General features: G+C 61.4%; 14 protein-coding genes. 10 read left to right on the forward strand and 4 right to left on the reverse strand.

Going from position 1 to position 13,675, the window contains the following annotated elements:
- The first annotated feature begins 1 nt into the window (after position 1).
- The 8 genes from paaA to ACO08A_RS16710 all read left to right on the forward strand — a co-directional run bounded on the left by paaA (position 2) and on the right by ACO08A_RS16710 (position 7,051).
- Positions 2 to 1,000 (forward strand): 1,2-phenylacetyl-CoA epoxidase subunit PaaA, encoded by a 999-nt coding sequence (paaA, locus tag ACO08A_RS16675; RefSeq protein WP_422037110.1) that lies wholly within the window; start codon positions 2 to 4, stop codon positions 998 to 1,000.
- A 27-nt stretch (positions 1,001 to 1,027) separates the two neighbouring features.
- Positions 1,028 to 1,315 carry a 1,2-phenylacetyl-CoA epoxidase subunit PaaB gene (gene paaB, locus ACO08A_RS16680; protein WP_319383748.1) on the forward strand — a complete coding sequence of 96 codons (288 nt, stop codon included), beginning with the start codon at positions 1,028 to 1,030 and terminating at the stop codon, positions 1,313 to 1,315.
- Positions 1,316 to 1,410: 95 nt separating this feature from the next.
- Positions 1,411 to 2,136 (forward strand): 1,2-phenylacetyl-CoA epoxidase subunit PaaC, encoded by a 726-nt coding sequence (gene paaC / locus ACO08A_RS16685; RefSeq protein ID WP_422041768.1) that lies wholly within the window; start codon positions 1,411 to 1,413, stop codon positions 2,134 to 2,136.
- 9 nt (positions 2,137 to 2,145) lie between these two features.
- On the forward strand, positions 2,146 to 2,667 hold the full coding sequence (paaD, locus tag ACO08A_RS16690) for a 1,2-phenylacetyl-CoA epoxidase subunit PaaD (RefSeq protein WP_422037111.1): 522 nt from the start codon (positions 2,146 to 2,148) through the stop codon (positions 2,665 to 2,667).
- A gap of 22 nt (positions 2,668 to 2,689) precedes the next feature.
- Complete coding sequence (paaE, locus tag ACO08A_RS16695) at positions 2,690 to 3,766, forward strand: 1,2-phenylacetyl-CoA epoxidase subunit PaaE (RefSeq protein WP_422037112.1); 1,077 nt, start codon at positions 2,690 to 2,692, stop codon at positions 3,764 to 3,766.
- Entirely contained in the window at positions 3,756 to 4,535 is a 780-nt protein-coding gene (locus ACO08A_RS16700) for a Phenylacetic acid catabolic protein (protein WP_422037113.1), read from the forward strand. Before paaE ends, ACO08A_RS16700 begins: the two co-directional genes overlap by 11 nt.
- A gap of 21 nt (positions 4,536 to 4,556) precedes the next feature.
- The gene (paaZ, locus tag ACO08A_RS16705) at positions 4,557 to 6,620 is read left to right on the forward strand and encodes a phenylacetic acid degradation bifunctional protein PaaZ (protein ID WP_422037114.1); all 2,064 of its coding nucleotides are present in this window, start codon (positions 4,557 to 4,559) and stop codon (positions 6,618 to 6,620) included.
- A 62-nt stretch (positions 6,621 to 6,682) separates the two neighbouring features.
- Entirely contained in the window at positions 6,683 to 7,051 is a 369-nt protein-coding gene (locus tag ACO08A_RS16710; RefSeq protein WP_422037115.1) for a VOC family protein, read from the forward strand.
- 132 nt (positions 7,052 to 7,183) lie between these two features.
- On the opposite strand, the gene ACO08A_RS16715 is transcribed toward ACO08A_RS16710, so the two are convergent.
- The gene (locus ACO08A_RS16715; RefSeq protein ID WP_422037116.1) at positions 7,184 to 9,082 is read right to left on the reverse strand and encodes a PhoX family protein; all 1,899 of its coding nucleotides are present in this window, start codon (positions 9,080 to 9,082) and stop codon (positions 7,184 to 7,186) included.
- Between the two features lie 498 nt (positions 9,083 to 9,580).
- Here ACO08A_RS16715 and ACO08A_RS16720 point away from each other — a divergent pair, with 498 nt between their 5' ends.
- Positions 9,581 to 10,315 (forward strand): helix-turn-helix domain-containing protein, encoded by a 735-nt coding sequence (locus ACO08A_RS16720; protein ID WP_422037117.1) that lies wholly within the window; start codon positions 9,581 to 9,583, stop codon positions 10,313 to 10,315.
- A gap of 61 nt (positions 10,316 to 10,376) precedes the next feature.
- Here ACO08A_RS16720 and ACO08A_RS16725 read toward each other — a convergent pair whose 3' ends face one another.
- From ACO08A_RS16725 to ACO08A_RS16735, 3 genes are all read right to left on the reverse strand, one after another.
- Entirely contained in the window at positions 10,377 to 10,883 is a 507-nt protein-coding gene (locus ACO08A_RS16725) for a nuclear transport factor 2 family protein (protein ID WP_422037118.1), read from the reverse strand.
- 52 nt (positions 10,884 to 10,935) lie between these two features.
- Complete coding sequence (locus tag ACO08A_RS16730) at positions 10,936 to 11,820, reverse strand: SDR family NAD(P)-dependent oxidoreductase (protein ID WP_422037119.1); 885 nt, start codon at positions 11,818 to 11,820, stop codon at positions 10,936 to 10,938.
- A 74-nt stretch (positions 11,821 to 11,894) separates the two neighbouring features.
- Entirely contained in the window at positions 11,895 to 12,854 is a 960-nt protein-coding gene (locus tag ACO08A_RS16735) for an alpha/beta hydrolase (RefSeq protein WP_422037120.1), read from the reverse strand.
- A 246-nt stretch (positions 12,855 to 13,100) separates the two neighbouring features.
- Between ACO08A_RS16735 and ACO08A_RS16740 the strand changes: the two genes are divergently transcribed.
- Entirely contained in the window at positions 13,101 to 13,658 is a 558-nt protein-coding gene (locus tag ACO08A_RS16740) for a hypothetical protein (protein WP_422037121.1), read from the forward strand.
- The last annotated feature ends 17 nt before the right edge of the window (positions 13,659 to 13,675 follow it).

Genomic DNA, 13,675 nt, shown 5'->3' on the forward strand with positions numbered 1-13,675 from the left:
GATGTATGCGCAGCTCGTGAAATCGGAAGGTCTCAAGTCCCGCGAAGAGATGTCGCCGGAAGAACGTGCCTTTCAGGACCGGGTCGACAACGGTGAAAAAATCGAGCCGAAGGACTGGATGCCGGAGGGGTATCGCAAGACCCTGATCCGCCAAATCGGCCAGCATGCTCATTCGGAAATCGTCGGTCAGCTTCCGGAAGGCAACTGGATCACCCGGGCACCGACCCTGGAACGCAAGGCCATCCTGCTGGCAAAGGTCCAGGACGAAGCCGGGCACGGGCTCTATCTCTATTCGGCGGCCGAGACCCTTGGAGTTTCCCGGGACGAGCTTCTGGAGAAGCTGCATTCGGGCAAGATGAAGTACAGCTCGATCTTCAATTACCCAACCCTGAACTGGGCCGATATCGGCGCGGTCGGCTGGCTTGTCGATGGTGCGGCGATCATGAACCAGGTGCCGTTGCAGCGCACATCCTACGGGCCCTACAGCCGGGCCATGATCCGGATCTGCAAGGAAGAAAGCTTCCACCAGCGCCAGGGTTACGCGATCATGATGAAAATGGCCGCGGGGACACCGGAACAGAAGGACATGGCGCAGGATGCGCTGAACCGGTTCTGGTTTCCCTCGCTGATGATGTTCGGGCCGTCCGACAAGGACTCCGTTCATTCGGCGCAATCCATGGCCTGGAAGATCAAGATGAACACCAACGACGAGCTGCGCCAGAAGTTCGTCAACGAGACCGTGCCGCAGGCCGACTATCTCGGCCTCAAGGTCCCGGACGACAAGCTGGCGTGGAACGAGGACAAAAAGGGCTACGATTTCTCCGAGCCCGACTGGTCCGAATTCTTTGAAGTCATCAAAGGCAATGGCCCGTGCAATCGCGAGCGCCTCGATGCCCGCGTCAAGGCGTGGGACGACGGTGCCTGGTTCCGCGAGGGGCTGAATGCCTATGCGGAGAAGGCCGCCGAGCGCCGCAAGGCGGCTGCGGTCGCAGCTGAATAATCGAAACGAGGAGAGGGAGGAACTGCCATGTCCAAGAAAGAATGGCCTCTCTGGGAAGTGTTCATCAGGGGGCAGCACGGCCTGAACCACCGGCATGTCGGCAGCCTTCACGCACCGGATGCCGAGATGGCGATCAACCACGCGCGTGACGTTTACACACGCCGGCGCGAAGGTGTGTCGATCTGGGTTGTGCCGTCGAAGGAGATCACTGCATCGAGCCCCTCCGAGAAGGGGCCACTGTTCGACCCGGCCGAAAGCAAGACCTACCGGCATCCGACTTTCTTCGACATCCCCGACGAAGTGGGGAAAATGTGATGTCCGATGCGCAGACAAACGTTGCCGACCGGCAGGCGGATCCGTTCCTGACCGAGGAGGCCATCCGGCCCGCGTTTTTCGAATGGCTCTGCCGGATGGGCGACAACGCGCTCATCCTCGGGCACCGGACGTCCGAATGGTGCGGTCACGGACCGGTTCTGGAAGAAGACATCGCGCTTGCCAACACGGCGCTCGACCTGATCGGGCACACACAGATGTGGCTCGGGCTGGCGGGTGAAGTGGAAGGAAAAGGTCGCGACGCGGACGATCTCGCCTATCTGCGCGACGCCATGAAGTTCCATAATCTGTTGCTGGTGGAGCTGCCGAAGGGCGACATGGCGGTGACGATCGTGCGCGAGTTCCTGTTCGATGCCTATCATCACCTGTTGCTCGGGTGGCTTGCCGAACAGTCGAAGAGCCCGCGTGTTGCGGAGATCGCGGCCAAGGCGCTCAAGGAAGTCAGCTACCATCTCGACCGCGCGTCCGACATCGTCGTGCGGCTCGGCGACGGAACCGAGGAGAGCCATCGCCGGATGCAAGAGGCGCTCGATCTGCTGTGGCCCTATACCGGTGAAATGTTCACCGGCGATGATGTCGACACGGCGCTGGCTGAAGCCGGCATCGTGCCGGATCTTGCCGGGTTGCAGGGTCTTTGGGATGAGAGTGTCCGCTCCATCCTGGACGAGGCGACGCTCAAGACACCCGAACCCGGCGGCTATGCGCATCTTGGCGGCAAACAGGGACGGCACACGGAACATCTCGGCTTCATCCTTGCCGAGATGCAGTTTCTGCAGCGTGCCTATCCGGGCGCGAGCTGGTGAGGCGCGGCGATGTCTTCAACGCTTCTTCCGGCAATCGACGAAATCTGGACCTGGCTCGCAGAGGTTCCCGATCCTGAAATCCCCGTCGTCTCGGTAACAGAACTCGGCATCGTCCGGGATGTCGGATACGAGGGCGACCTGCTTGTTGTCGCGGTCACGCCAACCTATTCGGGATGCCCGGCAACGGCCGTCATCGATCTCATGATCGAGGAGAAGCTGCGCGAAAAGGGTGTGCGCAACCTGCGCCTTGAAAGGCGGCTTTCGCCGCCATGGACCACGGACTGGGTCACGCAGGATGCCCGGGACAAGCTGAAATCGTTCGGGATTGCACCGCCCATCGACGGCACCGCCAGCGATGGAATGAGTTCCCGGGCGGCACGGCTGTCAGGGGCAAGCGGCCCGGACGTCGCCTGCCCGCGTTGCGGCAGCACCGATACGGAGCGGGTCAGCCAGTACGGCTCGACACCGTGCAAGGCCGCGTGGCGCTGCCGGGCATGCCTGGAACCGTTCGACTATTTCAAATGTATCTAGACGCAGGAAGAGGGCAGCGCCCATGGCACGATTCCATTCGCTCGAAGTGACCGACATTCGCCGCGATACGCGCGATGCGGTTGTGGTCACGCTCAGGCCGGATGCGGCTGATGCCGACGCGTTCAGTTTCATCCAGGGTCAATACCTGACGTTCCGCCGGGACTTTGACGGGGAGGAGCTGCGCCGGTCCTACTCGATCTGTGCCGGTCTCGACGAAGGCTGCCTGAAGGTCGGCATCAAGCGTGTCGATGGCGGTGCCTTTTCGACCTGGGCGAATGAGGAACTGAAGGTGGGGGACCGCCTCGATGCAATGACACCGATGGGCCGGTTCCATACCGAATTGCAGCCTGCGTCTGCAAAAGGCTATCTCGGTTTTGCCGGCGGATCCGGCATCACGCCAGTGCTGTCCATCATCAAGACGGTTCTGGCGCGTGAACCGGACAGCACCTTCACGCTGATCTACGCCAATAGGCAAACCAGCTCGATCATGTTCCGGGAGGAACTCGAAGACCTCAAGAACCGGTATCTCGGGCGGTTGTCGCTGATCCATATCCTGGAAACGGAAAGCCAGGACATCGATCTCTTCACCGGGCGGATCGACGCGGAGAAGATGGACCTCCTGTTCAAGCTGTGGATCGACGCGGACGAGGTCGACACCGCCTTTATCTGCGGCCCGGAACCGATGATGCTGACCATTGCGGAGAGCTTGCGCAAACACGGTCTGACGGACGAGCAGATCCGGTTCGAACTGTTTGCTTCCTCCCAGCCGGGACGTGCGAAGGCAAAACCGGTCTCGAAGGCTGCCGCCACCGCTGCGGGCACCTGCGAACTCTCCGTCACGCTCGACGGGACGACGCGAAATTTCCAGATGCAGAAAGACGGAACGTCCGTACTGGAGGCAGCGGTCGCCAACGCCATGGATGCGCCGTTCTCCTGCAAGGCCGGGGTCTGTTCCACATGCCGCGCCAAGGTGCTGGAAGGCGAAGTGGAAATGGAAGTGAACCATGCGCTTGAAGACTACGAAGTCCGCGCCGGCTATGTCCTTTCCTGCCAGTGCATTCCCGTCTCCGACAAGGTGGTGATCAGCTATGACGAATGAGGCAACACTTCCCGACGAAGACGCGATGACGCTGTCCGACTATCTGGAAAAGGGTGGAAAACTGACGTCACCGGAAAACGTCCCGGCGCGCTACCGGGGCGAGTTGCTGCGGCTGATGTCGTCCTTTGTCGATAGCGAGCTTGCCGGGTCGGCCGGTTTCGCCGATGCCATCAACTGGGCACCCGGTTTGAAGGAGCGCATCGCCGCGTGCCGGATCACGCTGGAAAAGGTGGATCATGCCGAGCGCATTCTCGATCTGATGGGTGATTTTGGAACCGACAAGGCGCTCTACACCAACGCGCATTCCTGGTCGCAGCGCCAGGATCGGGACGCGCAGGTCGATCCGAAACGGCAGGGCGGCGACATGCGCCTGTCCGTCTTCCACTATCCGCTGGAAGGCTGGACCGACGCCGTCGTCATGAATTTCCTCATGGGGCTTGCGACGGTGCACCAGCTCAAGGAACAGGTGCTGACATCCTACCAGCCACTCAGCGAGGAATTCCGCGCGATCCTGCCAAAGGAAACGCGGCACATGGAGCTCGGGCAGGAGGGGCTTGCGCGTGTGTCGGAAACACCTGCCGCGCGCTCCGACGCTCTCGCTTCGATCGCCTACTGGATGCCGAAAGTTGCGGAGACTTTCGGTCCCGCGCAGTCGACCCGTTTCGACCGGCTGAAGAAAATGGGCCTGCGGCACACCGAAAACGAGACCTTGCGGCGCGCGTGGACAGCCGATGCCGAGGCACGTCTGGCAAGCCTCAAGCTTGCCTGAACATTCTAGAAAGGACGATCCATGAGCGGGACGGGGACGGCTGCGCGCCGATTGAAGAGCTATGTCGAAGGCGCCTGGCGCACGGGCGACGGTGAGGGTGCGCCGGTCCTGAACGCGGCAACGGGCGAGGTCCACGCGTTGATCGGGACCGTCGGGCTCGATTTCAAGGCGGCGCTCGAATGGGCGCGCGCCGTCGGTGGTCCGGCACTGCGGGCCCTGACCATCCACGAGCGTGCGCTGATGCTCAAGGCGGTCGGCCTGAGTCTCATGGATCAGAAGGAAGAGTTCTACCAGGAAAATTTCGCGACCGGGGCGACCCGCACCGATGGCTGGATCGATATCGAGGGCGGGATCGGCACGCTGCTCACCTTTGCCTCCAAGGCACGCCGGGAATTGCCGAATACGAAGGTCCTGACCGAGGGCCCTGTCGAACCGCTGTCGCGCGACGGGACGTTTTCCGCGCAGCATATACTGACGCCACTGCGGGGCGTTGCGGTCCATATCAACGCGTTCAACTTTCCCGTCTGGGGCATGCTTGAAAAAATCGCGCCGACGCTGATTGCCGGCATGCCATGCGTGGTCAAACCGGCCTCCCAGACCGCATACCTGACTGAACTGGTGGTGCGCCGCATTCTTGAAACCGGTATCTTGCCTGACGGCGCGCTTCAGATCGTGACCGGGTCGGCGGGCGACCTGCTCGACCATGTCATCGAACAGGATGTCGTGACCTTTACCGGTTCCGCATCCACGGGGCAGAAGCTGAAATCAGGCGCGGCGATCCTGCAGAACTCCGTGAGGTTCACCATGGAAGCCGACAGCCTGAATGCGTCGATCCTCGGGGCAGATGCAGGACCGGGCACCGATGAGTTCAACCTCTTCATCAAGGAGGTCGCGCGTGAAATGACCGTCAAGGCCGGGCAGAAATGCACGGCGATCCGGCGTATCATCGTGCCCCAGTCCTACGAAGACGCTGTCGCAGAGGCCTTGTCCGCACGCCTGGCGTCAACTCCGATCGGATTGCCTGACAACGAAAACACCCGGATGGGCGCATTGGTCTCGCTCAGGGACCGGGAGGATGTGAAGACCAAGGTCGGGCTTCTGACCAGGGAGGCAGAGATCGTCTCCGGTTCACTTGATGGTGTCGCGCTGTCTTCGGGTGACGCGGAGAAGGGCGCGTTCCTGTCGCCGATCCTGCTGCGCTGCGCCGATCCGGCCGGTGCGGAGGCTGTTCACTCGGTCGAGGCCTTCGGTCCCGTGGCCACGGTCATGGCCTATTCCGACAATGATGAGGCGGTTGCGCTTGCTCAAAAGGGCCGGGGCTCGCTCGTCTCTTCGCTGTTTACGGATGACAGCACGGTCGCCCGCGAGATCGTGACGGGCCTTGCGCCTTTCCATGGCCGCGTTCTGATCGGCAACCGACGCTCGGCGAAAAGCTCAACGGGACACGGGTCGCCGCTGGCTCCGCTGGTACATGGCGGTCCGGGCCGTGCCGGTGGCGGTGAGGAGATGGGCGGCATGCGGGGTGTGAAGCACTTCATGCAGCGCAGCGCGATCCAGGGAACGCCCGAGCTTCTGTCTGCGGTCACCGGTCAATGGACCGAGGGAGCCGCGGGGCACAGCGACATCCATCCGTTCCGAAAATCCCTGGCGGACCTGAGGATTGGCGATCAGATCATCACGAACGCGCGCGAGGTCACTCGGGAAGATGTGGAGCACTTTGCCGAGTTCACCGGGGACACGTTCTATGCGCACATGGACAGCGAGGCGGCGAAGGCAAATCCGTTCTTCGATGATCGGGTGGCGCACGGATACCTGATCGCTTCCTTTGCCGCCGGGCTGTTCGTCGATCCGGAGCCCGGGCCGGTGCTTGCCAATTACGGTGTCGACAACCTGCGTTTCCTGACCCCCGTCTATTTCGGCGACAGTCTCAAGGTCCGGCTCACCTGCAAGGAAATCAATCCGCGTGAGAATGCCGAGCACGGTGAAGTGCGCTGGGACTGCCAGGTAACCAACCAGAAGGACGAGGTCGTCGCCCAATATGATGTCCTGACGATGGTGGCCAAGGAGTGGCCGGCGGCCGCCTGATCAAAGCCGAGATGTATGTGATAGGCTGAGAGCGGAAACGGCACTACGGCGAGGAAGACGGCTTGATTGCACACACACATCTGCATGTCAGCGACTATGAGAGGTCCAAGGCGTTCTATCTGAAGGTGCTTGCGCCGCTTGGCTACTCGATCTCTATGGAAGTCGGCGATGCCGCCGGCTTTTTCGACGGCAGAAACACGGATCTCTGGGTGGTGAAGGACCCGGTCGTGCCGACCCATATCGCCTTTGAAGCCAAGAGCCGGGAGGAGGTGCACGCCTTCTACGAGTCGGCGCTACTGGAAGGGGCGGTCGACAATGGCGGTCCCGGCTATCGTCCGCAATACTGGCCCGGATACTACGCGGCCTTCGTTCGCGATCCAGACGGCCACAATATCGAGGCGGTCTGGTACGATCACAGCAAGGTTGACTGAACCCGGATGGGTGGGTCACCGCGCGTGCCGCGTCCCGGATCGTTCACCCGCTTGGACTGAGGTCTCCCGCCGGTCAAAAAAATCGGCCGGTCACAAGGACCGGCCGATCTGCTTTTTCAAGGACTGTCGCGATCAGCCGACGAGGCCGCCGTCTTCCCGTGTCACCGCGATGATTGCGGACCGCGGAACGGAGTCGCCGCCGCCCGGCCAGTGGCTGTTGCCGCGCTCGCCCGGGTGCTGGATACCGACGAACATGGTCCGGCGGTCCGGGCTCCAGGTCAGGCCGGTGATCTCGCACTCGTTCGGGCCGACCATGAAGCGGCGGATTTCGCCCGTGACCGGGTCGCCCGCGAGCATCTGGTTGTTACCCTGGCCGGCAAAATCGCCTTCGTTCTTGTAGCTGCCGTCCGTCTGGATCCAGACGAGGCCATTGGAGTCGAAGGCCAGGCCGTCCGGCGAGTTGAACATGTTGTCGGCGTTGACGTTTGCGGAGCCGGCGTAGGCGTCGGAGTGAACCGTCGGGTTGCCCGCGAGGACGTAGAGGTCCCAGGTGAAGCCCGGAGCCGTGTGGTCTCCGCTATCCGGACGCCAGCGTACGATCTGACCGTAGTTGTTTTCCGCGCGCGGGTTCGGTCCGTTGACGGAGGTGTCGTCACCGCCGGCATTCGGCTTCACACCGCGGTTCTTGTTGTTGGTCAGGCAGCAGTAGACTTCCGGGGCCTTGGGATTGGCCGCAACCCATTCCGGGCGGTCCATCGTGGTTGCGCCGACAGAAGACGCAGCCTGGCGCGTATGGACATGGATCTCGGCGTGATCCATTCCGGTCGTTTCCGGGGTCAGGGCGACCCAGGCGCCCGTGCCGTTATCGGAGAACTTGGCGACATAGAGTACGCCATCACTCAGCAGGTCGTCGGTCGGAGCACCGGGTGCATAGACGCCGTTGGAGACGTAGCGGTAAACGAACTCGCCGCGCTCGTCGTCGCCCATGTAGACAACCACGCGGCCGTCATTGTTGACCACCGTTGCTGCGTTTTCGTGCTTGAAGCGGCCGAGGGCGGTCCGCTTTTTCGGTGTCGAGGCCGGATCGGTCGGATCAATCTCGACAACGTAGCCCGCACGGTTCGGCTCGTTCGGGTGCTTGGCGACATCGAAGCGCTCGTCGATTTCGGCCCAGCCGTAGCCCCAATCCTTGGTGTTTACACCGTAGCGTTTCATGGCCGGGGTGATCGACTTCGGATTGTCGTCCTTGACGTCTTCGCTGGAAGAGAAATACCCGTTGAAGTTTTCCTCGCAGGCAAGATACGTGCCCCAGGGGGTGGTGCCGTTGCCGCAGTTGTTCCAGGTTCCGAGCGTTTTGGTTCCGGTCGGGTCGGCATCGGTTTTCAGCAGGTCGTGTCCTGCCGCCGGACCTGTCAGGTCCATCTCGGTGTTCGGCGTGATGCGGCGGTTATAGGGGCTGTCCTTAACCATCTGCCACTTGCCGTCGACGAAGGCGATTTCGACGACGGAAACACCGTGCGCCATCATGCCCTTTGCGATGTCGTCCTCGCCGACAAGGCGGCCGTCTTCCGCATTCGCCGAGATGATCGAACGGTTGGTGTATTCATTGTTCACGACAAGCAGAAGTTTGCCGTCGTGCGGGAACACGTCCATTCCGTCGGTGTTGTCGCCGAAGGCGCGTTCCTGGCTCGCAGCGGTGCCGCGTGTCGCATCGTCGAATTCTGCTCCGTCCGACCACATGGGGTCGCCCCAGCGCATCATCACGTCGACCTTGTAGCCGTCCGGCACGATGACTTCATCAGCGGTGGAGGTGCCGATCTGGTCGAACGCGAAGCGGCCGGACGCAGCCTCTGCAGAACTCAGGCTGCCGCCAAGGGCCGCGAAGCTGCCGAAAGCCATGACGCCGCCGAGAAAACCGCGACGGCTCAGGGCCGATTCAACGATCCGGTCAAAGTCACACTCTTCCGGGCGCGGGTTTACCATTTCGTCGAATTCGTCGAAGGTAAGTGTGTGATTCTCGTTATCTTTCATGAGTTTATCCTACTGGCTCGCATAAACACTAGCTGGCTCTTGCAATGTCGCAACACCGATTCCAGACCCCGTCAAAAGCGCACATGCCATCCCGTATCTGGAACAACATGACCCCGCGCCCGTCCGGCAGGTGCAACGTATCACAGAGGTGATAGGGTCTTACGTTTCTTTTTTTTAACTTTGATGACGCCGCCGGAATTTGAATACTTGTTTTTATTTTTCCGGCTAAGTTAATCACCTTTTGGCGCAAGACACCAGAACCTGTTGCAGGACAGCCAATTGTTGCGATGTTTCAATCAGTTCTTCGGAAGGGACAGCAAGAACAGGCAGATTTTCTCGTTCCGGCTGTTGCCAGGGTTGTGGTGTTCATTGAGTGTCGTGCCACCGGAAGACGGCGGATCTCTCGCTTCCAGGCTGCGTTTGCAGTCGTCAATCGTCAATTGAATTTGGTCAAAAAGCACCTAGACTCAGTGTATGCCTGAGGTCGTAGCGGAAAAAATGATTTTGCCGGCAGGGGGCGGAGCATTTGCCCTGTCGTCACTGACGCTCGGCATTTTTCTGAACGATCAACTGTCGCACCGGATCTCGCAGGGCGCGGACAGGGCCCTCCATCGTCCGCTCCGCAAACACCAGGGCTGGCTGCTCCCGGCCGGGAGCGAGGGTGTGTGCGAATACGACGAAGACCTCGAGTTCGTGACCGTTTCACTGGATGACAAGCTGCTCGACGAATTCGGCCTGTCTTCGGGAGCCGGATTCCAGGCGATCATCGGCGACATCGATCCGGTCGTTCTGAGCATCTCGCTCAATGCGGCAAAACTCGGGGATGGCGGACTTCTCTACCGGGAGACCATGTCCAGGGCGCTCGCGGCACAGGTCGTACAGCTGATCAAGCCCGCACCGGTCTGGCATGCCGGCATTGAAGACCGGCGGCTGCGCAGGGTTCTGGACTACATCCATGACAATCTGGCGAATGACCTGACGCTTGCCACCATGGCGGACCTTGCGGCGATGAGCGGCACGCATTTTTCCAAGGCGTTCAAGAAGCAGGTCGGCGTGTCACCGCTGCAATACGTCATCGGGGCCCGGCTTGACCTTGCCTCGGTCCTGCTCAGGACAAGCCATCTTAGCGTATCGGAGATCGCATGGCGGGCAGGATATCAGGACATGAGCCGCTTTTCGCAGCATTTCAAACGCAAATTCGCCGTGACCCCGGCGGTCTACAGGGAGCGTTAGGCGGGCCGGAAGCCGATGCGTAGGGTTTGCTGCCTGCGCTGACAGGCAGCAAACCGCCCCGTCATTTGGCTTGTGCGGCGCGCTCGCCGGCCGTGGCCACCAGGCCCCGGTCACCCGTCTCCCACAAGGCGGTCATTGTCAGTGAGGTGACGAGCCAGCGGCCGCCGCTGCTGGTGAGTTCGTAGGTGTAGCGCCCGCCGAGTGTCCAGAGGCCATCGCCGATCCGGTGTGTTGCCGTGAAATCAGCCTCTGCAACGGCGTTTTCACCGTCAATGGATGTGATCGAATGGTTGGTGACCATGTGGTGCGTGCTGTCGAAGCCGGGCAGAAAGCCGGACCAGCCCGCGACCAGTTCGTCGGCGGGCTGGGTGACCGGATCGCCGCCCCACAAGCTGGTGTAGTCACTGGTGACGGTGTCGGCAAAGGCACCGCGGACGCGCTCCCAGTCATGCCGGTCGGCTCCGGCGGCAATGTCGGTGATGGAGCGGCTGATTTCCGTCTGGTCCGCTATGGCGGTTCCTCCGAGCAGGGTTGTTGCAGCGAGTGCTGCCAAAAGCGTGTGTTTCATGTGATGTTCCTTTGAAATGAGGCGTCTCATTGCGCTGACCCGGGGCGCGCGGTCAGGCGAGTTGTCCGCCGGTCGCGTCGATATCCATGCCGTTGAAGGCCGTTGCCGCATCCGAGGCCAGGAACAGAACGCCTTCGGCCATTTCATGAGGGTCCATGATGCGGGGTGTTACGAAAAAGCCGGCCATGCCCTCATAGGTCAGTCCCTGGTGGTCGAAGCTTTCCCGCAGCATCGGCGTGTCGACGGCCAGCGGCGAAATCGATGCGACGCGGATGTTGTCCGCAGCCAGCTTGGCACCTGCGCGGGTCAGTCCCAGAACCGCGTGTTTGGATGCGTTGTAATGCGCCGTGTTCGGAAATCCGCGGTGGGCCGCAACCGAGGCCATGTTGATGATGACGCCGCCCCCTTGGGCCTTCATCACCGGGATCGCGTATTTCATGCCGTAGAAAACACCGAAAGTGTTGGTGCGCATCATGTCCTCGAAGTTCCCGATGTCGATGTCTTCGATCAGGTTGGGCGTCATGAAGATGCCGGCATTGTTGAACAGGACATCCAGGCTTCCGTAGGTTTCGGTCGCTGACCTGATGAACCGGTCCACCTGATCCGGTTCCCGCACGTCTGTCTGGATCCATGTGACATCGCCGCCCGTGTCGCGGATGTCCGCTTCAACCTGACGGCCCAGCTCGTCACGGCGGGCACCGAAGACGACCTGTGCGCCTTCCATGGCGAACGCCCGCACGGTTGCTTCACCGATACCGGAATTGCCGCCCGTCACGGCAACGACCTTGCCCTTGAAGCGGCCGTCGGGCCTGAGCTGGCTCGGAGCTGCTGCCGGCTGCATGCTGTTGGCCAGCGCGGCCGAAGAGGCGAGCGTCGCTGCTGCCGCGACACCGCCTGTCAGGATCGCGCGGCGTGAGGTGTTGGTGTCATGTGACATCGTCTTTATCCTTTCCATTGGAAGTGATTGGGTGATGAAGATTGACTGTTCGCGAAACGGCCAGAAGCGTCCGTTCAACGCCCGCCGGACATGGCCGCCTTGAAGTGACCAGCGACGAAATCCGCCGCCTGCGTCATGATTTCCGGATCGTCGTAGAACTCGAACTGGGTCACGTTTTCCAGCCACTTGACGGATGCGTCTCCCTTGAAACCTTCAAGGAAAAGGTGCGCACCCTGCGGTATCGCGGCGGCTTCCGAGTGAATGAGCGCCATGGGCTTGTCGAGGCGGCCGGGATCGTCTGCCGGCCAGTAGGTCAGCCATCCCTCCCAACCGGCATTGTTCCACTTGTTGTCATATTGCGGGATCGCGCCGCGCGCGGGCTCGTGGTAATAGCCGCCGATGGGCATCAGGACGCCGTCCGCGCCTTCCGGGCCGGCTGCCGGGATGATCTCCCCACCTGCGGCCGCGGCCTTGCGCGACGCGTCAATGAGCGCTGCAACGCTGTCCGCTCCACCATAGACCGTCTCGACGATTTCCCGGTTCTGGAGCCAGGGGGCGACCAGCGCGATGTGCTCCACCAGAGGGTTTTGCGATACGGCGTCGATCATGTAGCCGGCCGATGCGCAAATGCCGAGGCCAAAGATCTGTGAGGCGTCGACTTCGGGGCGGGCTGCGGCGAATTCGAACGCTTTTCGAATGTCGCTGGTTTTCGCCTTCGGGCTCTCCACGTAGCGTGCACCACCCGGCAGATCACCGGACTTGCCCCAGCCCCTGAAGTCGAAGGTGAAAGCGGCGAACCCGTGCCTGACCAGCGCGCGTGCGTAGTTCGCGGGCATCTGTTCCTCAACGGCGGTCCACGCGCCCGTGATGATGACGGTGGCGAGCGGTGAGCCGTCGTGGTTTTCCGGCAGGTATAGCGTGCCCGCGAGTCTGGACCCGGTATTTTCAAACGCAACGGAACGGGTCATGACCTTGGTGCCCGTGCCAGTACCCGGTGCCGTCTCGTTCGACGAAGGGGTGTGCGAAGTCGGCATGTGAAAACTCCATCTGAAGCCAACGGGATCGTGATGACGTGAAGATGGCGGTTTTCGCCGAGCCTGGTAGGCGCGATTCCTGTCAAAGCCTATGCGTATCCTGTGTTTCACCAGGAGCGGACGATGCGATCGTCCGCCAGGGACCTGTTCTAAAGTGCACTGGCCCGTGACCTAGCTCTTCCCTAGTCTGAAATGCATCAACGTGACTTTGCCGCCGCGGCGGTCTCATTGATCGGGGGGAGCGGAATGAAGAGGCTTGCGTCTTTGTGCCTGGCATTGGCCTGGGGTCTTCTTCCTGGCCACGTGCAGGCCGTTTCCTTTGAGGGCAAAAAGACGATCAGTCTCGTGGATCAGGCAGGTGAGCGTTTCCCCGTTGCGCAGGTGGTTTTCACGCCCGCGGACAGCGGCAGCCGTTACGAGATCATTTGGCAGGATGGTGTCTTTGCCGACCACTTTCTGTCGATGCGGCCATTCAAGTGCCTTGAGGGCACGGACAAACACTGGTGCCGCGTTCCCTATCCCTACGAGATCAGGCGCACCATATCCGAACAGGACCTGACGGACCTCGAATATGATCTTCTGTTCGTTTGGAAGGGCGCAACCGAATACGGCATCAATCTCTGGAACGGCGTCTACTACAAGCTTGAAAATCAGGATGGCAGGCTGGTCGGCACGCTGCATGAAATGGACATGGACAAGCTCGGCGTGCCGCCGGAGGCGGGCGACCTCAGACCGGTTCGCGAAGCCGATCTTGAAGAAGGCTACCCGGAGAGCCACTGGCTTCCGGGCCTCGTAATCGAGTGAGCGGACCGGCACCGCCG

Origin of the sequence: Roseibium sp., from assembly GCF_965232425.1 — a bacterium.
Taxonomy (GTDB): domain Bacteria; phylum Pseudomonadota; class Alphaproteobacteria; order Rhizobiales; family Stappiaceae; genus Roseibium.

Excerpts from the sequence above, each read along its gene's own strand:
- ACO08A_RS16725 (WP_422037118.1), bottom strand. The coding sequence starts at position 10,883 with ATGAAACACACGCTTTTGGCAGCACTCGCTGCAACAACCCTGCTCGGA.
- ACO08A_RS16730 (WP_422037119.1), bottom strand. The coding sequence starts at position 11,820 with ATGTCACATGACACCAACACCTCACGCCGCGCGATCCTGACAGGCGGT.
- paaC (WP_422041768.1), top strand. The coding sequence starts at position 1,411 with ATGGGCGACAACGCGCTCATCCTCGGGCACCGGACGTCCGAATGGTGC.
- ACO08A_RS16720 (WP_422037117.1), top strand. The coding sequence starts at position 9,581 with ATGATTTTGCCGGCAGGGGGCGGAGCATTTGCCCTGTCGTCACTGACG.
- paaZ (WP_422037114.1), top strand. The coding sequence starts at position 4,557 with ATGAGCGGGACGGGGACGGCTGCGCGCCGATTGAAGAGCTATGTCGAA.
- ACO08A_RS16715 (WP_422037116.1), bottom strand. The coding sequence starts at position 9,082 with ATGAAAGATAACGAGAATCACACACTTACCTTCGACGAATTCGACGAA.
- paaE (WP_422037112.1), top strand. The coding sequence starts at position 2,690 with ATGGCACGATTCCATTCGCTCGAAGTGACCGACATTCGCCGCGATACG.
- ACO08A_RS16740 (WP_422037121.1), top strand. The coding sequence starts at position 13,101 with ATGAAGAGGCTTGCGTCTTTGTGCCTGGCATTGGCCTGGGGTCTTCTT.
- paaB (WP_319383748.1), top strand. The coding sequence starts at position 1,028 with ATGTCCAAGAAAGAATGGCCTCTCTGGGAAGTGTTCATCAGGGGGCAG.
- ACO08A_RS16735 (WP_422037120.1), bottom strand. The coding sequence starts at position 12,854 with ATGCCGACTTCGCACACCCCTTCGTCGAACGAGACGGCACCGGGTACT.
- paaD (WP_422037111.1), top strand. The coding sequence starts at position 2,146 with ATGTCTTCAACGCTTCTTCCGGCAATCGACGAAATCTGGACCTGGCTC.
- ACO08A_RS16700 (WP_422037113.1), top strand. The coding sequence starts at position 3,756 with ATGACGAATGAGGCAACACTTCCCGACGAAGACGCGATGACGCTGTCC.
- paaA (WP_422037110.1), top strand. The coding sequence starts at position 2 with ATGTATGCGCAGCTCGTGAAATCGGAAGGTCTCAAGTCCCGCGAAGAG.